Genomic DNA, 21,277 nt, shown 5'->3' with positions numbered 1-21,277 from the left:
GGCCTGGGCAGGTGGGGCCTGGGCAGCCAGCAGGGACGGCGGCGGCGCGGCCGGCGAGGGCTCCAGCCATTGCGGCAGGTTGAGGATGCCAAGCCCGCCGAGACCCAGCAGCGCCGCCGAGCCGGCGAAGGCCAGCACCCGTCCGGGCCGCCAGCCGCCATCCTCGCGGTCGGCGCCGGGATAGCCGCGCGGCTCCACCCGGGCGGGACGGGCAGGCTGGGGGGCGTGCTGCGAAGGGCTCATGGTTCAGCCACCGTCCGTCCATTCGGCGCGCGGCCAGGGGCGCGGCGGCACCGCGCGTCCCAGGGCCACCGAGTCAATGCCGCAAGAAACAATCGGATGTCGGACCATCCCGCCGAAGCCGCCGGCGGCCATGGCCGGGTCGGAAAGCTGCCGGACACTCCCCTCGCTCGCGCGCTGCACGGCGCGTGATTTTTCCTTGTTCGATCTATCGATGAAAGAAATTTTCATTTCTTTCAGTTATTACCAAACGACGACTGGCACGCTATGGCCGGCAAGTAAAATCCACAATCTCTTTTTTCCGGCATGGAGGCGCGACCGCCCGCGGCGCAGCCGGCGGCACCGCGGGCCAAGCCAAGCCATGCCAGGCCATGCCAGGCAGGCCGGCTCAGTAGGTGCGGCGGTCCTCGGCGCCGCGCAGCGCGCCGGCACGCACCTCGGCGACCGCGGCGGCGAGATCGGCGAGATAGGGCCCGACCGTGCCGGCATGCACGGTGTTCAGCGCCAGGTGGATGGATTTCGGCTGCATGTTGCGGCCGACGAACCAGCCGCGGGCGCCCAGCCGCTCGGCCAGGGCGTCGAGATCGATCGCCGGATCCTCTGCCCCGTAGAGCAGCATGCAGAGCTCCGAGGGACGCAGCACGCGAAGGCCTGGGATCGCCTCGATGCCGGCTGCGAGCCGCGCCTTGGCGTCGTGGATGATCCGCGCATTCTCGACATAGCCCGCGCGGCCGAGATGCCGCAGCACCGCCCAGGCGGCGGCGATCGAGCCGGCCGGGCGGCTGCCGGAAAAGGTCTCGGTGGCATAGGTGCCGCGCGGCCAGGCGTCGAACTCGAAGGAATGATGCCGCTTCAGCGCGGCGTCGCGCAGCAGCAGCAGCGAGGCGCCCTTGGCTGCCATGCCGTATTTGTGCAGGTCGGCCGAGAGGCTGGTGACGCCCGCCACGCGGAAGTCGAAATCCGGCACGGCATCGGGCCAGAAGGGATTGAGGAAGCCGCCGATGCAGGCATCGACATGCAGCCAGAGGCCGCGCGCGGCGGCGAGCGCGCCGAGCGCCGCGACGGGGTCGAAGACGCCATGCGAATAGCCGGGCGCCGAGGCGCCGATCATCACCGTGTTGTCGTCGATCGCCGCCGCGATGGCCGCCGGATCGGCGCGGAAATCGGCGGTCATCGGCGTGCGGATGACGTCGAGGCCGAGGAACATCGCCGCCTTGTTGAAGGTGGCGTGCAGCGTCTCGCAGCAGACGATGTTCGGCCGGCCGGCCACCGGCTTCGCGTTGCGCGCCGCGCAGACCGCCAGGAAGATGCTTTCGGTGCCGCCGCTGGTGAAGGACCCGCCCGCCCCGCTCGGCGCGTGGAACAGCGACAGGCCCATCTCGACCACCTCGCCCTCCAGCCGCGCCAGCGAAGGGAAGGCGCGCTTGCCCAGCGCATTCTCGGTGAAGTAGTGGGCATAGGCGTCCTGCGCCACCTGCAGCAGCGCCTCGTCGCGGTAGTAGGTGTAGACGGCGAGCCGCCCGGCCCGCCAGTCGACATCCTTCTCCTTCGCCTGGATCAGGCCTGCCTCCAACTCCGGCCAGGCGGCGCCGGCATCGGGGAAGGGCAGGCGGGCGGTGCCTGGGGCATGGTCCGGCATGGCGGTTCTCCCTTGGGATCAGGCGGTGGCGGCGCGGCCGGCCTCGAGCCGCGCGGCGAGCCAGGTCAGCGCGGCGTCGATGTCGGCGGCCATCTCGGCGCGCGCCAGGGCAGCGTCGCCGGCGGCGATGGCCTCGGTCAGGCGGCGGCGCTCCTCGCCGGTGCGGCCGCGCGCGTAGTCGGGGAAGAGCAGCGGCACATAGGGGCCGGTGCGCAGCCAGAGCGAGGCGATCAGCCCCTCCAGCGCCGGCATGCGGGCGCCGCGATAGATGGCGAAGTGGTAGTCGCGGATGGCGCGCGCATCGGCGGCGACATCGCCGCGGGCGCGGGCGGCGCGGATGCCCAGCGCCTGGGCGCGCAGCTCGGCCACCAGCGCCGGGGTCACGGCGCGGGCGGCGCGCCCGGCGGCCAGGCCTTCGACCTCGATGCGGATGTCGCGCAGCTCGCGCAGGTCGTCGGCGGTCAGCAGCGGCACGCGGATCGAGCGGCGGTCGCGCGATTCCAGGGCGCCCTCGGCGACCAGGCGGTTCAGCGCCTCGCGCACCGGCATGGGCGAGACGCCGAGCTCCTCCGCCAGGCCCCGCAGCACCAGCTTCTGCCCCGGCGCGAAGCGGCCGGAGGACAGCGCCAGCCGCAGCGCCGCATAGGCCTGGGCGCGCAGCGCGGCGCTTTCCGTCATGCCGGCACCGTGGCATCGGCGGGCTGGTGCCGGCCGAAGCGCCGCAGATGGATGTCTCCCAGTTCCAGGGTTTGGATTTCCGGCCAGAAGCGCGACTTGGTGTAAGGGAAGAAGCCGGCGCGGTAGCTGCCCATGCCCGGGGTGTCGACCACCAGCGGCGTCGCGATCCCGGCGAAGCTCAGCTTGAAATGGTTGCCGGATTTGGCGACGACGAAATCCAGCCCGGCGATGTCGATGCCCTGGCTGGTGAAGGCCGCCGGGTCCTGCGTCATCGCCGCCGCGGTGGTGGCCAGCAGCAGGTTGCCGCGGTCGTCCTGCAGCACGGCGCAGGGTCCCAGCGTGCTGCGCTGGCCGGCCTGGTAGGGGCCCTTCTGCACGAATTCGCCGACCGGATCGGTGCGCAGCACGGTCAGCCGCAGCGGCAGCGGCGCGAAGCCCGGGGTCATGCGGCCGCCGACCTGCCGATCCAGCACAGCGCCCACCCCGCCGGCGATGGCGGCCGCCGCCGTCTGCGGATCGGTCACCGGGAAGGCGCCGCGCAGCGGCAGGCCGAGCCGGCGCAGCCGGTCGAGCAGATGCAGCCCGTCCCCCGGCGCGCCGGCCAGCACGCGGTCGCCGCGGTCGGACAGGACGAAGGGCCGCGCCGCGGGCCGCGCCAGCACGTCCTTGAGCGCCGCATCGGCATCGGGGAATTCATGCCTGAACTGCGCGCGCCATGCCCACATCGGCCGCGCCACGGACAGCGCCGCGCGGTCGGCCGCGGCGTCATCCGCATCGGCGATGGCCAGCACCGCCTGGCCCATGTCGGGCACGTCGCGAAAGGGATGCACGTTGAAGATCGAGACGTCGAGCAGCGCGGGATCCGCCGCCACCGCCCGCCGCGCGATGGCATGCAGCGTGCCCAGCGGCTGGTCCACCGTCTCCGACCCGCCGGGCAGCAGCATCGGCAGCTTGATCATAGTGGTCACCGGGCGGATGCGCCCCGACAGCGTGTCCAGCGCCAGGCGGGCGGCGCATTCGCCGGCCTCGACCACGTCGGAATGCGGGTTCTCCTTGCAGGCGGTGACGATGTCGCAGGCGCGCAGCAGCGCGTCTGTGACATGGGCATGCAGGTCGAGGCCGACGGCGATCACCACCGCGGGGCCCAGCAGCGCGCGCAGATGGCCCATCAGATCGGCCTCCGGGCTGTCATGGCCCTCGGCGGTCATGGCGCCGTGCAGCTCGAAGACCACCGCGTCCAGCGGCCCGGCCTGGCGCGCGGCCCCGAGGATTTCCTCCCGCAAGCCCTCATAGACGGCGCCGGCCACCTTGCCGCCGGGGCGGGCGCGGGCGGCGAGCGTCGGCACTGGCTCCACCCCCGCCGCGCGCAAGGTCCGCAGGATGCCGCCCAGCGTGCTGCCGGCCCCGGCATTGGCGGCGAGCATCGCGGCGCCCCGCTCGACGGCGAAATCAGCGGCGAGGGTGGGGACCGGGTTGAAGTCGTGGCTTTCCTGCCAGAGCTGGCCGACGAGGATGCGGGTCATGGAAAACTTGATCACAAACGGACGGTGCCCCGGAGGATGGCGGGGCGCCATTTCGCTGTCAAACCGGAATTTGACAGTTTGTGATCAAGTTTCCGGTGCGGACCGGCGGGCGCCGGGCTGCCCCGCCGCCATGGGCGGACTACTTCGCCAGGGCAGCGCGCAGCCGGGCGATCCGCGCCGGATCGCGGGCGGTGGCCACCAGCACGGCGGTCGCGCCATCCAGGCTGACGGCCAGGCCGGCCGCGAAGTCGCCGCCCATCTCCCGCCGGGCCAGCTGGTCGAGCAGCACGGCCAGCTTCTCCTCGGGGCTGGTGCGCTCCAGGGTGAAGACCTGCGTGGTCCAGCCCTCCTGCTTCGGGATGGCGGCCAGCGCCGCCCGCCGCAGCGCGGCGCGCAGCTCGGCCCCGGGCGCCAGGCGGAAGACGCGGCCGGCGTCGCGGATGGCGGCGCCATAGGCGCGGACGCGGAGGGTGCGGGAGAGATCGGTCTCGGTCATGCGCCCAGCCTGCCACGCAAGGGACCGCCGGGGAACCGCGGCTCAGCCGGGCAGGACGGCCGCGCAGGCGGGGCGCGGCGCCGGGCGGCGGCGGGCCAGCGAGTCCTCCATCGGCATCAGCCCCTGCAGCGCGTCATGCAGCGCGGTGCGCGTCGCCTCCCCGGCCCGGAGCAGCGGCAGGCGCGGCGCGCCGTCGCAAAGCCCGAGCAGGCCGAGCGCCGCCTTCACCGGCACCGGGTTGGTCTCGGCGAACAGCGCCTGGTGCAGCGGAAAGAGCCAGTCCTGCAGCTGCTGCGCGCGCTCGATGTCCTGCGCGCGCCAGGCCTGCTGCAGGGCGGCGCAGAGCCCGGGCACCAGATTGGCGGTGACCGAGATGCAGCCCAGGCCGCCCGCCGCCAGATGCGCCAGCGCGGTCGCGTCGTCGCCCGAGAGCTGCGGCAGCTCAGCGCCGCAGAGCCGGCGCAGCGCCGGCGGGCGGGCGAGCTCGCCGGTGGCGTCCTTGAGGGCGGCGACGACGCCGTCCTCGAAAAGACGGGCGACCGTCGCATCCTCGAAGCGCACCCCGGCACGGGCCGGCACGTCGTAGAGGATGACCGGCAGGCCGCAGGCACCGGCGACGGCGCGCAGATGCGCGCGCAGCCCCTCCTGCGACGGCCGGACATAGGGCGGCGCGGCGCAGAGCAGCGCCGCGGCGCCGCAGGCCTCCGCCGCGACGGCCAGGGCGACCGTCGCCTCGGTGCAGCTTGCGGTGGCGCCGGCGATGACCGGGACGCGGTGGCCGACCGCCTCGGCCACGGCATGCAGCGCGCGCGACTGCTCGTCGGGGGTCATGGCGGCGGCCTCGCCGGTGCTGCCGCAGACGACGACGCCGCCAGCGCCGCGGTGGACGGCGCGCTCGGCCAGCCGGGCCAGCGCGGCGGCGTCCAGTGCGCCGTCGCCGGGGCGGAAGGGCGTCGCGAGCGCGGGGATGGCGCCGCGCAGCGGCAGGAAGGAAGGGCGCATCGACACGGGGCGCGGACCTCAGGCGACGGGAGACAGGACGGGAAAACGGCCGGTGATCACCAGCGCCTGGCCGGCGCCGTGGCGCAGCCGCAGTCGGGCATAGCCCAGGGCCTGCAGGCGGCTGACCAGGCGGCGGGCCAGGTGCCGCGGATGCGCGCCGCGCAGCCGCATCGCCAGCCGGCCCTCGTGGCTGCCCTGCCGCAGCGCCTTGCGGGCGCAGCAGGCGATCTCCTCGGCCTGCTCCAGCGAGGCGACGCGCGGCGCCAGGACCACCTCGGCGGCGTCCGGATGGGCCGGGGCGCGGCAGACGCCGGTGGCCGCGCGGCAGCCGCGGCGCACCGAGGCGCAGAGCAGGTCGGCGGTGCTGCCGCCGACGACCAGAACGCGGTCCTCGGTCGAGGCGCCGACGGCGTCGAGCAGGCCGCCATCATGCTCGCTGGACTGGCGCAGGATGGCATGGATGCGGGCAGGGCGGGTGAGCAGCGTCATCGCGGCGTCGGTCGGACTGTGCGGGTCGGTGCTGTCGGCAGGAATGGGCATGGGTACCTCCACGCCGCGGTTCTGCGCCCTGCCGCCATCAAGAAGCGATGCGGATTGCGGCAGGGATCCATAAAAAGTCAATAAAGGGATCGGCGGCCCGCCTCAGAACCTGCGGCTGAGCGTCAGCATCACGCGGTCGTCGCAGATCTTCTGGCCGCCGGAGCAGCGTCCCCGCCCGATGTCGGTGCCGTAATAGCCGACGGCCAGCGTCACGCCGGCGGCGAGCTCGCGCGACAGGCTGGCGGACCAGGTCAGATAGTCGGGCGTGCCGAAGCGCGGCTCGCGCTCGATCCACTGGTAGCCGAGGCGGCCCGAGGCGGTCAGGCCGAGCGGCAGCGCGACATCGGCGCCGCCCTCGACATAGACGCCGAGGCCGGACTGGCCGAAGAAGTCGGGCGAGACCGCGGCGGTGCCGAGCAGCGTCACGGCGTCCAGGCTCCGGCTCGCCTTCAGCACCGCCTCGGCATAATCGAAGCGGTAGCCGCCGGCCGGCCGGTCATAGCCGGGATAGCTGTAGACAACGCCGCCCAGGTCCCAGGCGATGGCGAGCGCCTCGAAGCGGTAGCCGGCCAGCAGGTCGAGCTCCTGCCGCGCATTGCTGCCGGCGAAAGCAACATTGCTGGCGAAGACGCCGAGATAGAAGCCGCTGTCATGCAGCGCCTCGACGGTCAGCTGGGCGCCCGGGCGGTTGCGCGTCTGGCTGATGCCGCGGAACAGATAGTCGCTGGCGGCGGCGGGCGTCGCGCTGAGCGTCAGGCCGAGCGCCTCGACGCGCATCTGCGCCGAGGCGGCCAGGGGGGCGAGAAGGGCTGCGGCCATGGCGAGGCCGGCCGCGCAGGCAAGGCGGGTCATGTCGGTATCCAGGATGGGGAAGGAGAAGGAGGGGGCCGCGATGGCAGCCCCCGCCGGGAACACCTCAGCGCAGCGCGTCGAGCGCCAGGTTCAGCCGCAGCACGTTGACGCGCCGCTCGCCGAGCAGGCCGAATTCGCGGCCTTCGACATGCTCCTGCAGCAGCGCCTGCACCCGCGCCTCGGGCAGGTTGCGGGCGGCGGCGACGCGCGCCACCTGCCGCGCCGCATTCTCCGGCGAGACATGCGGGTCGAGGCCGGAGCCGGAGGCGGTGACCGCATCGGCCGGCACCGGCTGGGCGCCGGCGGCGGCGACGCGCTCGCGCACGGCCTCCACCAGCTTGGCGCTGGTCGGCCCCTGCTGCGAGGCGGCACCGGCGCTGGCGTCATAGCCATCGCCTGCCGCCGAAGGCCGCGGCTGGAAGTAGCGCGGCTCGGCGAAGGCCTGGCCGATCAGCGACGAGCCGATCACGGCGCCGTCGCGGCTGACCAGGCTGCCACCGGCCTGGTCGGGGAAGGCCGCGCCGGCCAGGCCGGTCAGCGCCGCGGGCGCCGCCAGGCCGAGCAGCGCGGTGAAGAGGACCACGGTGGTGGCGGCGGGACGAAGGATGCCGGTCATGGCTCAGAACACCCCCAGCAGAACGAGAATGATGTCGATGAGTTTGATGCCGACGAAGGGCGCGACAATGCCGCCCAGGCCATAGATCAGGAGATTGCGCCGCAGCAGCGCGGCGGCGCCCGATGGCGTGTAGCGCACGCCGCGCAGCGCCAGCGGCACCAGCGCCACGATGATCAGCGCGTTGAAGATCACCGCGGAGAGGATGGCGCTTTCCGGGCTGGCCAGATGCATGACGTTCAGCGCGCCGAGCTCCGGATAGGAGGCGACGAAGATCGCCGGCAAGATCGCAAAATACTTGGCGACGTCGTTGGCGATGGAGAAGGTGGTCAGCGCGCCGCGGGTGATCAGCAGCTGCTTGCCGATTTCCACCACCTCGATCAGCTTGGTCGGATCGCTGTCCAGGTCGACCATGTTGCCGGCCTCGCGCGCCGCCTGGGTGCCGGTCTGCATGGCGACGCCGACATCGGCCTGGGCCAGCGCCGGCGCGTCGTTGGTGCCGTCGCCGGCCATGGCGACCAGCCGGCCTTCCGCCTGGGCCTTCCGGATGTAGCCCAGCTTGTCCTGCGGCGTGGCCTCGGCGATGAAGTCGTCGACGCCGGCTTCCGTCGCGATGGCGGCGGCCGTCAGGCGGTTGTCGCCGGTGACCATGACGGTGCGGATGCCCATGCGGCGGAGCTCGGCGAAACGCTCGCGGATGCCGGGCTTGACGATGTCCTTCAGCTCGATCAGGCCGAGCAGCCGGCCGTTCTGCGCAACCGCCAGCGGCGTGCCGCCGGCGCGGCCGATGCGCTCGACCTCCTGGCGGAAGGCAGCCGGCGCCTCGATGCCCAAAGCCTGCAGCAGCGAATCCACCGCGCCCTTGCGGTAGTTTCCTTCTGGCGTGTCGAGGCCGGAGAGGCGGGTCTGCGCGGTGAAGGGCACGACCTGGGCATCGGCCGGCAGCGAGGGCAGCGGCAGGTGGTGCCGCTCGCGGGCGAAGGCGACGATCGAGCGGCCTTCCGGCGTCTCGTCGGCCAGCGACGCCAGCAGCGCCGCCTGGGCCAGCGTGCCGATCTCGACGCCGGGCGCCGGCGCGAAGCCGGCGGCCTGGCGGTTGCCGAGCGTGATGGTGCCGGTCTTGTCCAGCAGCAGCACGTCGACGTCGCCCGCGGCCTCGACCGCGCGGCCGGAGGTGGCCATGACGTTGAAGCGCACCAGCCGGTCCATGCCGGCGATGCCGATGGCGGACAACAGCCCGCCGATGGTGGTCGGGATCAGCGTGATCAGCAGCGCCGCCAGCACCGGCACCGAGGGCGGCCGGCCGTTCCAGGAGGCCAGGCCCACCAGCGTCGCCACCGCGATCAGGAAGATGATCGTCATGCCGGCCAGCAGGATGTCGAGCGCGATCTCGTTCGGCGTCTTCTGCCGCGCGGCGCCCTCGACCATGGCGATCATGCGGTCGAGGAAGGTCGAGCCCGGCGCTGCCGTGATGCGCACCACCAGCCAGTCGGAGACGACCGTGGTGCCGCCGGTCACCGCCGAGCGGTCGCCGCCGGATTCGCGGATGACGGGCGCGCTCTCGCCGGTCACCGCCGCCTCGTTGACCGAGGCGATGCCCTGCACCACCTCGCCGTCGGAGGGGACCAGGTCGCCGGCCTCGACCAGCACCAGGTCGCCGACGCGAAGCTCGGTCGCGGCGCGCGGCTGCCACAGCGTGCGGTCGTCGGCACGCAGCAGCAGCTTGGCGCGGGCCTCGCTGCGGGCGCGGCGCAGGCTTTCGGCGCGGGCCCGGCCGCGGCCCTCGGCGACGGCTTCCGCGAAGGTGGCGAAGAGCACGGTGACCCAGAGCCAGCCGGCGATGGCGGCCTGGAAGCCCCAAGCATCGCCACGGATCGCGGCGGCGACGGCCAGCAGGGTGACCAGCAGCGAGACCACCTCGGTGACGAAGATCACCGGGTTGCGCAGCAGCTTCGCCGGATTGAGCTTGACCAGCGCGTCGAGCGACGCGCGGCCGAGCAGCGCGCGGTCGAGGCCGATGCCGCCGGCCTCGCGCCGGCTGCCGCTCTCGGCGGGGAGTGACATGTCCATGGGATCGGGACCTCAGAAGGTCTTGCCGGCGAGCATCGAGAAATGCTCCGCCAGGGGACCGAGGGCGAGCGAGGGCAGGAACTGCAGCCCGCCCAGGATCAGGATGACGCCGGCCAGCAGCCCGGCGAAGAGGGGGCCATGCGTCGGCAGGGTGCCGCTGCCTTCCGGCGTCTTCACCTTGGCGGCCAGGCTGCCGGCGATGGCCATGACGGGGACGACATAGGCGAAGCGGCCGAGCAGCATGGCGATGCCGAGCGTGGTGTTCAGCCAGGGCGTGTCGGCGGTCAGGCCGCCGAAGGCCGAGCCGTTGTTGCCGGCGGCCGAGGTATAGGCATAGAGCATTTCCGTCAGCCCGTGCGGGCCGGCATGGGCCAGCGAGGCGACGGCGGCCGGCAGCACCATCGAGACGGCGGTGAAGCCAAGGATCGTTGCCGGCAGCACCAGCACCGCCAGCATGGCCAGCTTGATCTCGCGCGCCTGCACCTTCTTGCCGAGATATTCCGGCGTGCGCCCGACCATCAGCCCGGCCACGAAGACCGCCAGCAGCGCGAAGACCAGCATGCCGTAGAGGCCGGAGCCGACGCCGCCCGGCAGGATCTCGCCGAGCTGGATCAGGAACAGCGGCACCATGCCGCCCAACGGGGTGAAGCTGCTCAGCATGGCATTCACCGCGCCGCAGGAGGCGCCGGTGGTGGTCGCCGTGAACAGCGCGGCCAGCGCCAGGCCGAACCTGACGTCCTTGCCTTCCATGTTGCCCTGCGCCGGATCGACGCCGAGGGCGGCCATGACCGGCGTGCCGGCGGCTTCGGCGGCGTAGATGGCGAGGGTGGCGGCGACCAGGAAGCCCAGCATGACTAGCATCAGCGCGCGGCCCTGGCGGGCGTCGCCGACGATGCGCCCGAAGGTGACGCAGAGCGCCACGGGAATCACCGCCTGTGCCCAGGTCTGCAGGGCGGTGACCAGCGCGCTGGGCCCTTCGAAGGGGTGCAGCGAGTTGACGCCGAAGAAGCCGCCGCCATTGGTGCCCAGATGCTTGATGGCGATCTGGAAGGCGGCCGGCCCCAGCGGGATCAGCTGCGTGCCGCCCTCCAGCGTCGTCGCCGAGACATAGTCGGCGAAGCTCTGCGGAATGCCGAGGGCGACGAAGACAAGGCCGAGCACCACCGCCATCGGCAGCAGCACATAGAGAGAGATGCGGGTGAAGTCGGCCCAGAAATTCCCCAGGCTCTGCAGCCCGCCGCGGGCAAAGGCGCGCGACACGGCCAGCGCCAGCGCAATGCCCGTCGACGCGGACAAAAAGTTCTGCACGGCCAGGCCGGCCATCTGCGAGAAGTAGGACATCGCCACCTCGCCCGAATAGGCCTGCCAGTTGGTGTTGGCGACGAAGGAGACGGCGGTGTTGAAGGCCAGGTAAGGCGGAATGCCATCCAGCCCGCGCGGGTTCAGCGGCAGCATGCCCTGCAGCCGCAGGATCAGATACAGCAGCAGGAAGCCGGCGGCGTTCACCGCCAGCATGGCGACCGCATAGCCGCGCCAGCTCTGCCCGGCGTCAGGATCGATGCCGCCGGCGCGGTAGAACAGCGTCTCGACCGGGCGCAGCCAGCGGGCGCGGCCCGCGGCGACCAGCGCGACATAGCGGCCGAGCGGGATGGCCGCCGCGACGATCGCGGCGAGCACGAGCGCGATCTGCGCCCATCCGATCAGGGTCATGGGATCACAGGTCCTCGGGGCGCAGCAGCGCCCATAGCAGATAGCCGAGCAGGCCGAGGCAGACGCCGGCGCCCAGGATCAGGTCGAGCATGGCGGTCAGACCTTCTCGCAGGCCGCGGCATAGGCGACCATCAGGCCGAAGAAGCCGAGGCCCAGCGCCAGCAGCAGGATGTCGATCATCGGGGACGAACTCGCGCGATGGAGAACGGGAAGCCTTCTCAAGGCCTGCCGTTGCTAGGCGCCGGGCGCGCAAAAATTCGATATGTCCTGCCGGGCAGCCGCGTAAAAAACCCATAAACACGCGGCGTCGGGGCGGCCGGTTTTATGGGATTTTTATGCGCGGCCGCATGACTTGCTATAGCCTCTTGATGCCGCCGCCGCGTAATGCCCGGCCGCCCGCCTGGAGCCGCCCCCGCCCCCGATGCCCCGCCGCCCATGAACGAGCCGCCGCCGCGCCCGGATCCCGATGCCCTGCTGGCCCTGGCGCAGCGGGAGGGGCGCGGGCGGCTGAAGGTCTTCCTCGGCGCCGCGCCCGGCGTCGGCAAGACCTACGAGATGCTGGGCGAGGCGCATCGCATCCGCGCCGCCGGCGCCGATGTCGTGATCGGCCTGGTCGAGACGCATGGCCGCCAGGACACCGTGGCGCGCATCGGCGAGCTGGAGCTGCTGCCGCGGCGGCAGATCCCCTATCGCGGCCAGGCGCTGGAGGAATTCGACCTGGACGGCGCGCTGGCCCGCCGCCCGGCCGTGCTGCTGGTCGACGAGCTGGCGCATAGCAACGCCCCCGGCAGCCGCCACCCCAAGCGCTGGCAGGATGTCGAGGAGCTGCGCGACGCCGGCATCGAGGTCTGGACGGCGATGAACGTCCAGCACCTGGAAAGCCTGTCGGAGGATGTCGCGCGCATCACCGGCATCCGCGTGCAGGAGACGGTGCCCGACCATGTGCTGGCCGGCGCCGACACCGTCGAGCTGATCGACATCCCGCCGACCGAGCTGCTGGAGCGGATGCGCCAGGGCAAGGTCTATCGCCCCGACCAGGCCGCCCGCGCGCTGAAGGGCTTCTTCCGCGAGGGCAACCTGGCGGCGCTGCGGCAGATCGCGCTGCGCCGCACCGCCGAGCGCGTCGATGCCGATGTCACCGGCTATATGCGCGCCAATGCCATCTCCGGCCCCTGGCCCTCGACCGACCGGGTGCTGGCGCTGGTCGGCCGCGACGCGACCGCCGAGGAGGTGGTGCGCCAGGCCCGCCGCATCGCCGATGCGCTGCACGCGCCGCTGCTGGCGCTGCATGTCGAGATGCTGGGCGCCGCCGCCGGCCTCAGCCCGTCGCCGGCGCTGCGGCTGGCCGAGCAGCTGGGCGCCGAGGTCGAGACCACCGTCGCCCGCGACCTGCCCGCCGCCGTGCTGCGCCATGCCCGGGCGCACAACGCCACCCATCTGGTGATCGGCCGCGGCCGGCCCGGCTTCTGGCGGCGGCTGGCCGGGCGGACGCTGACGGCCGCGCTGGTGCGCCAGGCCGGCTCCTTCACCCTGCACCTGGTGCCCGCCCCCTCCGGCGTCACCCCCCGCATCCGCCGCGAGGCCGCCGGCCTGCCGCACTGGGCGGCCTGGATCGCCGTGCCGGCGATGGCCGGCGTCACCACGGCGCTCAGCCTCTGGGCCGATGGCGCGGTGCCGGAAGGCGGGCTCGGCATGATCTACCTGGCCGGCGTGGTGGCGCTGGCGGCGATGCTGGGCCCGGCGGCGGCGGCGGCCGGGGCGCTGCTCTCCTTCCTGCTCTGGGACTTCTTCTTCCTGTTGCCGCGCTACACCTTCGCCATGTCGGGGATGCAGGAATTCACCGGCGCGGCGATCTTCTTCTGCGTCGCGCTGCTGCTGGCCGGCACCACCGGCGGGCTGGGGCGCTCGGTCAGCACGGCGCGCGCCCGCCTCTACGGCATGCGCCGGCTGGTCGAGCTGTCGCGCCGGCTTTCCGCCGCCAGCTCCACCGGCGACCTGCTGAGCGTCATCGCCCAGGAGGCCGGCGGCCTGGCCGACCGCCCCGCCTGCGTGCTGCTGCCGCTGGACGAGGAGCCGGTGGTGCGCGCCGCCCGGCCCATCGAGGCCGAGCCCGACGCCGCGTCCATGGCCGCCGCGCGCTGGGCGCTGGCGCGCGGCACCCGCGCCGGACATGCCACCGACGCGCTGCCCTCGGCCGACTGGCAGTTCCGCCCGATCCGCACCGCGAACGGCGTCATGGGCCTGCTCGGCCTGCAGATGACCGGCGGCGTGTCGCGCGAGATCGATGCCGAGCGCGACCGCGCCCTCGACGCGCTGATCGACCAGGCCGCCGTCGCGCTGGAACGCGCCCAGCTGATGGAGGCGCATGCCCGCAACGCCGCGCGGGCCGAGACCGAGGCGCTGCGCTCGGCGCTGCTGGCCTCGATCGGCCATGACCTGCGCACGCCGCTGACCTCGATCCGCGGCGCGCTGGAGACGCTGCAGGCCTCGGGCCGCCAGCTGTCCGACGCGGTGCGCGACGACCTGCTGGCCACCGCCCGCGAGGAGACGGTGCGGCTGGCCCGCTACCTCGGCAATGTCATCGACATCGTCCGGCTGGAAAGCGGCCAGGTGGCGCCGAAGCGCGAGCCGGTCGACCTGGCCGACGCCATCCGCGTCGCGGCCGAGCGCGTCACCCGCCGCAGCGGCCGCGCCATCACCCTGGAGCTCGAGCCCCGCCTGCCCGAGCCGCGGCTGGACCCGGTGCTGCTGGACCAGATCCTTGCGAACCTGCTCGACAACGCGCAGAAATTCTCCGAGGCGGGGACGCCGATCCTGGTGCGCGCGGCGCGCCGCGGCCCGGAGGTCGCGATCGCCGTCGAGGATCGCGGCATCGGCGTGCCGCCCGACCAGCTGACGCAGATTTTCGATCCCTTCTTCCGCGTCCGCCGCGGCGATGCGGCGCCGGCTGGCAGCGGGCTGGGCCTGGCGATCTGCCGCGGCCTGACCCATGCCATGGGCGGCCGCATCACCGCCGAAAGCCCGATCGAGCATGGCCGCGGCGCCCGCATGACGATACACCTGCCGGCATGAGCGCCAGCCGCCCGAAGCTGCTCGTCGTCGACGACGAGAAGCAGATCCACCGCTTCCTCGGCCCGGCGCTGGAGGCCGCCGGCTACGAGCCGCTGCGCGCGGAGACCGGCGAGGTGGCGCTGCGCCTGGCCGCCACCCGGCATCCGGCGCTGATCCTGCTCGATCTCGGCCTGCCCGACATCGACGGCCAGCGGCTGATCCCGAAGCTGCGCGCCTTCCTGGCCGCGCCCATCGTCGTCGTCTCGGCGCGCGGGCAGGAGGATGAGAAGGTCGCCGCCCTCGATGCCGGCGCCGACGACTATGTGGAGAAGCCCTTCGCCCTGGCCGAGCTGCTGGCGCGCATCCGCGTCGCGCTGCGCCGCGCCGCGCTGGGCGAGGCCGCGCCGGAGGAGGCGATGCTGGCGGTCGGGCCGCTGACCATCGACATCCCGCGCCGCCAGGCCCGGCTCGACGACGACCCGCCGCTGCATCTGACGCCGCGCGAATGGTCGCTGCTGGTCACGCTGGCCCGCGCCCGCGGCCGGGTGCTGACCCAGCAGCAGCTGCTGACCGCCGTCTGGGGCCCGGCCCAGGCGGAGGAGGCGCAGTATCTGCGCGTCTATGTCGGCCATCTGCGGCAGAAGCTGGGCCGCGCCGCCGGGCTGCTGCGCACCGAGCCGGGCGTCGGCTACCGCTTCGCCGAGTAGCCGCTGCCGCCAGCCGCCCTGCCGCGCAGCATCCTCAGCCGCAGCAGCAGCGCGAAGGCGCCGAGGCTGAGCGCGCCGAGCAGCGCCAGCACCGCCTGCGGCCCGATGCCCGACAGCAGCGCCGCCAGCGCCGGCGGCGCCAGCGCGTTGATCAGGTTCATCGGCAGGGCGATGCGCGCCATGGCGGCGGCGTAGTCGCCCCTGCTGTAGAAGACCAGCGGCATGGTGGCGCGCGCCACGGCGAAGGCGCCGCTGCCGAGGCCGAAGAGCAGCAGGAACAGGCCGACCGGCAGCCAGCCGGCGCCGCCCAGCCCGATCGCCGCCAGCCCCAGCGGGATCATGCCGCCCGCGACCAGCCCGGTGGACAGCCCGTCCCAGCGCTGGCCGCCGAGCAGGTCGATCACCCGCCCGCCCACCTTGAAGACGCCCAGCAGCGAGGCGATGGCGATGGCTGCCGGCAGCTCGGCTCCCATGGCCTGCAGCAGGGTGATGCCCAGCGCCTCGATGCCGAAGGTGACGAAGCTGTTCAGCGCGATCGCCGCCACCAGCAGCCCGAAGATCTTCCCCGGCCGCGCCATGCCGGAGGCGCCCGGCGCGGCGGTGGCGGCCCCGGCCGCCGGCAGGCCCAGGCGAACCAGCGGCGCCACCAGCAGCAGCATCGCCGCGCCGTAGAGGCCGGCTGCGCCGCGCCAGCCGATGGCGTGCTCGAGGAAGGCGGTGACCGGCCAGAAGACGCTGCTCGCCAGCCCGGTCGCCAGCATCAGCGTGCCGATCAGGCCGCGCGCCGCGTCCTCGGCGACCTCGGCGAGATAGGCATAGGCGGCGGTGGTCAGGAACAGCGCGCCGGCGACGCCGAGCAGCGCCCAGGCCGCCCAGAAGGCGGCCAGGCCCGGCGCCGCCGCCAGCAGCAGCAGGCCGAGCCCGATCGCCGCCGCCCCCGCCGCCATCGCCTGGCGCGTGCCGAAGCGGCGGAAGCCGCGCCCGGCCCAGGGTGCTGCCAGCGCCATGGCGACGAACATCACCGAGCTGCCCAGGAAGATCTCCGGCAGCGTCGCGCCGAACTCCTCTGCCACCGGCCGCGCGATCACCGGCAGCACGCCGACGGCGCCCCAGCCGGTGATCTGGGTCACGGCGAGGATGATCAGGATGGCCAGGTGTCGCGGCATGCCGCGTTATAGGCCGTATCCTTGACAGGCTGATGACAGCCGCGGCACCGCTTCAGCGGCCGCGCGTCGCCAGCCCGACGGCGATCGCCGCGGTCAGCATCAGCGCCGCGACGGCGGCCAGCATGGCCGACAGCGACACCGCGGTCAGCAGCGCGCTGGCGAGGATCACCCCCAGCGAATTCGCCGTGCGCAGCAGCGAGAAGACCTCGGCGCGGCGGTGCGGCGGCGCCAGGCCGTCGAGCACCAGCGAGTAATGCGTCCCCAGCGGCGCCAGCACCAGCCCGACCACCACGGCGCCCGCCATGGTGGCGGCGACCGAAAGCTGCAGCGCCACCAGCGCCGCACCCAGCGTCATGACGCAGAGCTGCCCGACCACCACCCGCGGCCGGGCCATGCGGGCGCGCCAGCTGGCCCAGACGCCGCCGGCGACGGACGCCAGGCAGAGCGGCACGGTGAAGAGGAAGGCGAGCTCCGGCGCATGGCCGAAGCGCAGCGCCAGGGCGACGGCGCCGATCTCGAGGGCGGCGACCGTGGCGCCGCCGGCGGTGGAGCAGAGCAGCCAGAGCAGGATGGCGCGGCTGAGCACGCCGCCACCGCCCGCCACGGTGCCCGCCGGCTGCGGGGCGCGGCCCAGATGCGGCACCAGCAGGATCGGCGCCGCCCCCAGCGCGGTCAGCGCCAGCAGGGCGAAGACCGGCGAGATGCTGCCGAGGCCCGAGGCGGCGACCGGCGCCAGCACGAAGGTCAGCTCGTTCAGCGTCGCGGAAATGCCGAGCGCCCGCGGCAGCCGCGCCGCCGGCGCCAGCTGGTTCAGCACCGCGCGCAGATAGCCATGCGCCGCGCCGTTCACCGAGCCGGCCAGGCCGGCGGCCGCCACCAGCCAGGCGAAGGGCGCCTCCGCCGCGGCCAGCGCCGCGATCGCCAGCAGCGCCGCGCTGCGCAGCCCGACCAGCAGCTTCAGGTAGAGCACCGCCGGGACGCGCCGCCCGAGCCGCGCCACGGGAATGGCGCCCAGCACCTGGGCCAGGGTCATGGCCAGGATGATGGCGGCGCCCTGGCCGGCATCGCCGGTCAGCCCCAGCGCCAGCAGCGAGAAGGCGATGGGCCCGGCGGCCTGGGGCACGGCGAAGCTGGCCGAGGCGGCGAACCAGCGCAGCAGCCGCCGGCGCTGCGCCGCCTGGTCAGCTGGCGGCATCGGCGGCGGCGGCGTTCAGCGCGGCGAGATACTTCGCCGCCGTGATGTTGCGGCCGCAGAGCACCACCGCGACGCGGCGGCCGCGCATCTCCTCCGCCAGCGTCAGCAGCCCGGCCAGCGCCACGCCGGCGGCGCCTTCCACCATCCAGCGGTCATGCTCGGCCAGCAGCCAGAGGGCGCGGCGCATCGCCGCCTCGCTGACGGTGACGCGGCGGTCGATGACGCGGGCGCAGATCTCCAGCGTCACCGCGCCGGGCTCGAGATTGCCGGCGGTGCCGTCGGACAGGGTCTCCTGCTCGGCGACGGCGTGGATTTGGCCGGCCTCCAGCGCGCGCAGCAGGCAGGGCGAGGCCTCGGGCCAGCAGCCCACCACCGCGGCCTTCGCGCCATGCGCCTTCAGCGCCGTGCCGATGCCGCCGACCAGCCCGCCGCCGCCGACGGCGACGAAGACCGCGTCCAGGTCGGGCGCCTGCTGCAGCAGCTCGAGCCCGAGGCTGCCCTGGCCGGCGACCACGTCGAGGTCGTTGTAGGGCGACAGGAAGACCCGGCCGCTGGCCCCGGCCTCGGCCCGCGCGGCGAGCTCGGCCGCCAGGCTGTCGCCCTCCAGCAGCCGCAGCTCGGCGCCATGGCCGCGGATGGCGGCGAGCTTGGCCGGCGAGGCGTCCTGCGCCACGAAGACCGTCACCGGCACGCCGGCCCGCCGCCCGGCCAGCGCCACCGCCTGGCCGTGATTGCCGGTCGACGCCGTGACCACGCCGCGCGCCCGCCGCGGCCCGTCGAGCAGCCGGATGGCATTGGCGGCGCCGCGATACTTGAAGGAGCCGGTGGTCTGCAGATGCTCGGCCTTCAGCAGCACCTCGGCGCCGAGCAGGGCCGAGAGGCCCGGGCTCGGCAGCAGCGGCGTCACCAGCATCCCCTCGGGGCGGTGCGCGGCGGCGTCCTCGATGGCGTCGATCAGCGGCATGGCGGGCGTTTCCCTCGTCTGGCCGGCAGGTTTATGCCCGGGGTGACGGGGCCGCAACGCGGCGGCCTCGGCCCGGCCGGCGGCCTGTGCCAGGATGCCGGGCCGCCGAGGAGTCCTGCCGATGCCGACCCCGCCTGTCACGCTGCGCCGCACCGACCCTGCCCTGGCCGCCGCGCTGGAGCGCAGCACCGCGCAGGCCTGGACGCTGATGGCCGGGATCGGCCGCGCCACCGGCGAGCCGGCCCCCGGCATCACCCGCGCCGCCTTCGGCGAGGGCGAGGAGATCGCGCTGCAGGCCGTGCTGCGCCATGCCGCGGCGCTGGGCCTCGAAGCCGAGGCCGATCCCTTCGGCAACCACCACCTGCTGCTGCCGGGCGAGGACGGCCAGGCGCCGGCGGTGGCGTCCGGCTCGCATCTGGATTCGGTGCCGAACGGCGGCAATTTCGACGGCCTGGCCGGCGCCGTGGCGGCGCTGGCGGTGCTGGCGGCGGTCCGCGCCAGCGGCCTGCGCCCGCGGCGGCCGCTGCGCGCGGTGCTGTTCCGCGGCGAGGAAAGCCCCTGGTTCGGCACCGCCTATCTCGGCAGCCGGCTGATGCTGGGCCGCAGCCCCTGGGCCGAGATCGGCGCCCTGCGCCGCCGCGACAGCGGCCTGACCCTGGCCCAGCATCTCGCCGCGCTGCGCCACGCGCCGGGCCCGAAGACGCCGCTGGACCCGGCCGGCTTCGCCGCCTTCCTGGAGCTGCATATCGAGCAGGGGCCACTGCTGGAAAGCCGGGGCGTGCCGCTCGGCATCGCCACCGCCTGCCGCGGCAACATCCGCTTCCCGCAGGCGCGCTGCCACGGCGCCTATGCCCATTCCGCCGCCATGCCGCGCGGCCACCGGCAGGACGCCGTGCTGGCGGTGGCCGAGCTCGCCCTGGCGCTGGACCGCTTCTGGCAGGAGCGCATCGCCGCCGGCGACGACAACTTCGTCGTCACCATCGGCGAGTTCGCCACCGATCCGGTGCAGCATGCGATGACCAAGGTGGCCGGCGAGGTGGCCTTCACGCTGAACCTCGGCGGCACCGACCCGGCGGTGCTGGAGGCGGCGCGCGGCGTGCTGGCCGGGGCGGTGGCGCGGATCGAGCGCGAGCGCGGCGTCCGCTTCGCGCTGGGCGCCGAGGTGGGCACCGCGCCGGTGGCGCTGGATGCCGGGCTGCGCGCGCTGCTGGCCGGCTGCGCCGCCGAGGCCGCAATTGCGGCCATGCCGCTGCCGACGGTCGGGCATGACGCGGCGATGTTCGCCCTGTCCGGGGTGCCGACGGCGATGCTGCTGGTCCGCAACGCCCATGGCAGCCACAACCCGCAGGAGACGATGGCGGAGGCGGACTTCGCCCGCGGCGTCGCGGTGCTGGCGCGCGCCATGCTGCGCCTGGCGGATGGCGAGGCCAGCGGGACGGCCAGCGGGACGACCAGCGGCCAGGATTGACGGGCGCCTCCCTTGAGGGGCCGTCGGTCCCGGCGCATCCTGGCCCGGGGCGCGCGGGCCGCCGGCCAGGCGCCCCCAACCAAGGAGGAGTCCCGGCATGAATGGTGCCGAAAGCCTGGTGCACAGCCTGCTGAAAAGCGGCGTCGATGTCTGCTTCGCCAATCCCGGCACCAGCGAGATGCATTTCGTGGCCGCCCTCGACCGCGTCCCCGGCATGCGCTGCGTGCTCGGCCTGCAGGAGAATGTCGTCACCGGCGCCGCCGACGGCTACTGGCGCATCGCCGGCCGGCCGGCCGTCACGCTGCTGCATTGCGGCCCCGGCCTGTCCAACGGCATGGCCGGGCTGCACGACGCGCGGCGGGCGCATTCGGGCATCGTCAACTGCGTCGGCGACCAGGCGACCTATCACCGCCCCCTCGACGCGCCGCTGACCGCCGACACCGAGGGCTATGCCCGCGGCGTCTCGGCCTGGGTGCGCACAGCCTCCAGGGCCAGCGAGGTCGGCGCCGATGTCGCGGTGGCCGTGCAGGCGGCGCGCACCGCGCCGGGGCAGGTGGCGACGCTGATCCTGCCCTCCGACACCTGCTGGGACGCGGGCGGCCAGGTGGCCGAGGCCCTGCCGGTGCCGGCCATGCCGCAGGCCGACGGCCATGCCATCCAGGCGGCGGCCAAGGTGCTGCGCGAGAAGCCGGACGTGCTGATCCTGCTGGGCGGCCCGACGGCGCTGACCGCGGCGGCGCAGGCCGAGCTGCAGCGCATCATCGCCCATACCGGCGCGCATGTGCTGGCCGAGACCTCCAATGCGAAGATCGAGCGCGGCCAGGGGCGGATGCCGCTCGACCGGGTGCCCTATCCGCCCGACGCGGCGGTGGAGCGGCTGAAGGGCTACCGGCAGCTGATCCTGGTGGGGGCCAAGGCGCCGGTCGGCTTCTTCGGCTATCCGAACCACCCCTCGCTGCACTATCCGCCGCAGGCGGAGATTACCGTGCTGACCCGGCAGGAGCAGGATGCGGTGACGGCGCTGGCGGCGCTGGCCGAGGAGCTGGGCGCACCCCGGGTCGCGATCCCCGGCAACGGCCCGAGGCCGGAGCGGCCGCGCGGCGCGCCCTCGCCCGAGGGGCTGGCGCGGGTGCTGGCGGCGCTGCTGCCGGAAGGCGCCATCGTGGTCGATGAATCGGTGACCTATGGCCGCGGCCTGTCGCCGCTGACCCATTGCGCCGCGCCGCATGACTGGCTGCAGAATCGCGGCGGCGCCATCGGCTACGGCTTCCCCGTCGCCATCGGCGCGGCGATCGCGGGGGGCGGGCGGCGGGTGGTCGCGCTGCAGGCGGACGGGTCGGGGATGTACACGCTGCAGGCGGGC

Annotated in this window: 21 protein-coding genes; 4 read left to right on the top strand and 17 right to left on the bottom strand. The window is 74.0% G+C overall.

The window, feature by feature from the left end:
- The 14 genes from BKE38_RS25800 to BKE38_RS33710 all read right to left on the bottom strand — a co-directional run.
- Nucleotides 1-243 (bottom strand): hypothetical protein (locus tag BKE38_RS25800; RefSeq protein ID WP_131829725.1); only part of this gene is annotated, 243 nt, incomplete at its 3' end.
- A gap of 3 nt (nt 244-246) precedes the next feature.
- On the bottom strand, nt 247-471 hold the full coding sequence (locus tag BKE38_RS31660; protein WP_131829724.1) for a hypothetical protein: 225 nt from the start codon (nt 469-471) through the stop codon (nt 247-249).
- A 157-nt stretch (nt 472-628) separates the two neighbouring features.
- A complete protein-coding gene (locus BKE38_RS25795) occupies nt 629-1,879 on the bottom strand; it encodes a pyridoxal phosphate-dependent decarboxylase family protein (RefSeq protein WP_076960077.1) in 1,251 nt (416 codons plus the stop codon).
- Nucleotides 1,880-1,897: 18 nt separating this feature from the next.
- On the bottom strand, nt 1,898-2,557 hold the full coding sequence (locus BKE38_RS25790) for a GntR family transcriptional regulator (RefSeq protein WP_076960076.1): 660 nt from the start codon (nt 2,555-2,557) through the stop codon (nt 1,898-1,900).
- A complete protein-coding gene (locus BKE38_RS25785) occupies nt 2,554-4,080 on the bottom strand; it encodes a M81 family metallopeptidase (RefSeq protein WP_076960075.1) in 1,527 nt (508 codons plus the stop codon). Before BKE38_RS25785 ends, BKE38_RS25790 begins: the two co-directional genes overlap by 4 nt.
- 139 nt (nt 4,081-4,219) lie before the next feature.
- The gene (locus BKE38_RS25780) at nt 4,220-4,576 is read right to left on the bottom strand and encodes a hypothetical protein (protein WP_076960074.1); all 357 of its coding nucleotides are present in this window, start codon (nt 4,574-4,576) and stop codon (nt 4,220-4,222) included.
- A gap of 42 nt (nt 4,577-4,618) precedes the next feature.
- Nucleotides 4,619-5,578 (bottom strand): 4-hydroxy-tetrahydrodipicolinate synthase, encoded by a 960-nt coding sequence (gene dapA / locus BKE38_RS25775; protein ID WP_076960073.1) that lies wholly within the window; start codon nt 5,576-5,578, stop codon nt 4,619-4,621.
- Nucleotides 5,579-5,596: 18 nt separating this feature from the next.
- On the bottom strand, nt 5,597-6,118 hold the full coding sequence (locus BKE38_RS25770) for a hypothetical protein (protein ID WP_076960072.1): 522 nt from the start codon (nt 6,116-6,118) through the stop codon (nt 5,597-5,599).
- A 102-nt stretch (nt 6,119-6,220) separates the two neighbouring features.
- Complete coding sequence (locus BKE38_RS25765; RefSeq protein WP_076960079.1) at nt 6,221-6,970, bottom strand: TorF family putative porin; 750 nt, start codon at nt 6,968-6,970, stop codon at nt 6,221-6,223.
- A 64-nt stretch (nt 6,971-7,034) separates the two neighbouring features.
- Entirely contained in the window at nt 7,035-7,586 is a 552-nt protein-coding gene (gene kdpC / locus BKE38_RS25760; protein ID WP_076960071.1) for a potassium-transporting ATPase subunit KdpC, read from the bottom strand.
- A gap of 3 nt (nt 7,587-7,589) precedes the next feature.
- Nucleotides 7,590-9,653: a potassium-transporting ATPase subunit KdpB gene (gene kdpB / locus BKE38_RS25755; RefSeq protein ID WP_408887434.1), complete on the bottom strand. Its 2,064-nt coding sequence runs from the start codon at nt 9,651-9,653 to the stop codon at nt 7,590-7,592.
- Between the two features lie 12 nt (nt 9,654-9,665).
- The gene (gene kdpA / locus BKE38_RS25750; protein ID WP_076960070.1) at nt 9,666-11,363 is read right to left on the bottom strand and encodes a potassium-transporting ATPase subunit KdpA; all 1,698 of its coding nucleotides are present in this window, start codon (nt 11,361-11,363) and stop codon (nt 9,666-9,668) included.
- Nucleotides 11,364-11,367: 4 nt separating this feature from the next.
- On the bottom strand, nt 11,368-11,454 hold the full coding sequence (gene kdpF / locus BKE38_RS33885; RefSeq protein ID WP_076960069.1) for a K(+)-transporting ATPase subunit F: 87 nt from the start codon (nt 11,452-11,454) through the stop codon (nt 11,368-11,370).
- Between the two features lie 5 nt (nt 11,455-11,459).
- A complete protein-coding gene (locus BKE38_RS33710) occupies nt 11,460-11,585 on the bottom strand; it encodes a hypothetical protein (RefSeq protein ID WP_278247648.1) in 126 nt (41 codons plus the stop codon).
- A 213-nt stretch (nt 11,586-11,798) separates the two neighbouring features.
- Here BKE38_RS33710 and BKE38_RS25740 point away from each other — a divergent pair, with 213 nt between their 5' ends.
- Together BKE38_RS25740 and BKE38_RS25735 are read left to right on the top strand one after the other, a co-directional pair.
- Nucleotides 11,799-14,435: a sensor histidine kinase gene (locus tag BKE38_RS25740; RefSeq protein WP_076960068.1), complete on the top strand. Its 2,637-nt coding sequence runs from the start codon at nt 11,799-11,801 to the stop codon at nt 14,433-14,435.
- Nucleotides 14,432-15,121, top strand: a complete 690-nt coding sequence (locus tag BKE38_RS25735) for a response regulator (protein ID WP_076960067.1) — start codon at nt 14,432-14,434, stop codon at nt 15,119-15,121. Before BKE38_RS25740 ends, BKE38_RS25735 begins: the two co-directional genes overlap by 4 nt.
- Here the strand turns inward: BKE38_RS25735 and BKE38_RS25730 are convergent.
- The 3 genes from BKE38_RS25730 to BKE38_RS25720 are packed head-to-tail and all read right to left on the bottom strand — an operon-like array spanning nt 15,103 to nt 18,446.
- Nucleotides 15,103-16,287, bottom strand: coding sequence for an MFS transporter (locus BKE38_RS25730; RefSeq protein ID WP_076960066.1), 1,185 nt, complete (start codon nt 16,285-16,287; stop codon nt 15,103-15,105). The two genes, BKE38_RS25735 and BKE38_RS25730, sit on opposite strands and share 19 nt — an antisense overlap.
- A gap of 52 nt (nt 16,288-16,339) precedes the next feature.
- Nucleotides 16,340-17,482: an MFS transporter gene (locus BKE38_RS25725; RefSeq protein WP_076960065.1), complete on the bottom strand. Its 1,143-nt coding sequence runs from the start codon at nt 17,480-17,482 to the stop codon at nt 16,340-16,342.
- Entirely contained in the window at nt 17,469-18,446 is a 978-nt protein-coding gene (locus BKE38_RS25720) for a threonine/serine dehydratase (RefSeq protein ID WP_076960064.1), read from the bottom strand. Before BKE38_RS25720 ends, BKE38_RS25725 begins: the two co-directional genes overlap by 14 nt.
- A gap of 121 nt (nt 18,447-18,567) precedes the next feature.
- On the opposite strand from BKE38_RS25720, the gene BKE38_RS25715 reads away from it, so the two are divergent.
- Together BKE38_RS25715 and BKE38_RS25710 are read left to right on the top strand one after the other, a co-directional pair.
- Entirely contained in the window at nt 18,568-19,914 is a 1,347-nt protein-coding gene (locus tag BKE38_RS25715; protein WP_076960063.1) for a hydantoinase/carbamoylase family amidase, read from the top strand.
- Between the two features lie 97 nt (nt 19,915-20,011).
- Nucleotides 20,012-21,277, top strand: a 1,266-nt coding sequence (locus tag BKE38_RS25710) for an acetolactate synthase large subunit (protein WP_076960062.1), incomplete at its 3' end; no start/stop codon positions are given.

This window comes from Teichococcus deserti (assembly GCF_001982615.1).
Lineage (GTDB): Bacteria > Pseudomonadota > Alphaproteobacteria > Acetobacterales > Acetobacteraceae > Pseudoroseomonas > Pseudoroseomonas deserti.
The sequence above is the reverse complement of the archived record's forward strand: the minus strand, read 5'-3'. Positions and strand labels throughout refer to the sequence as shown.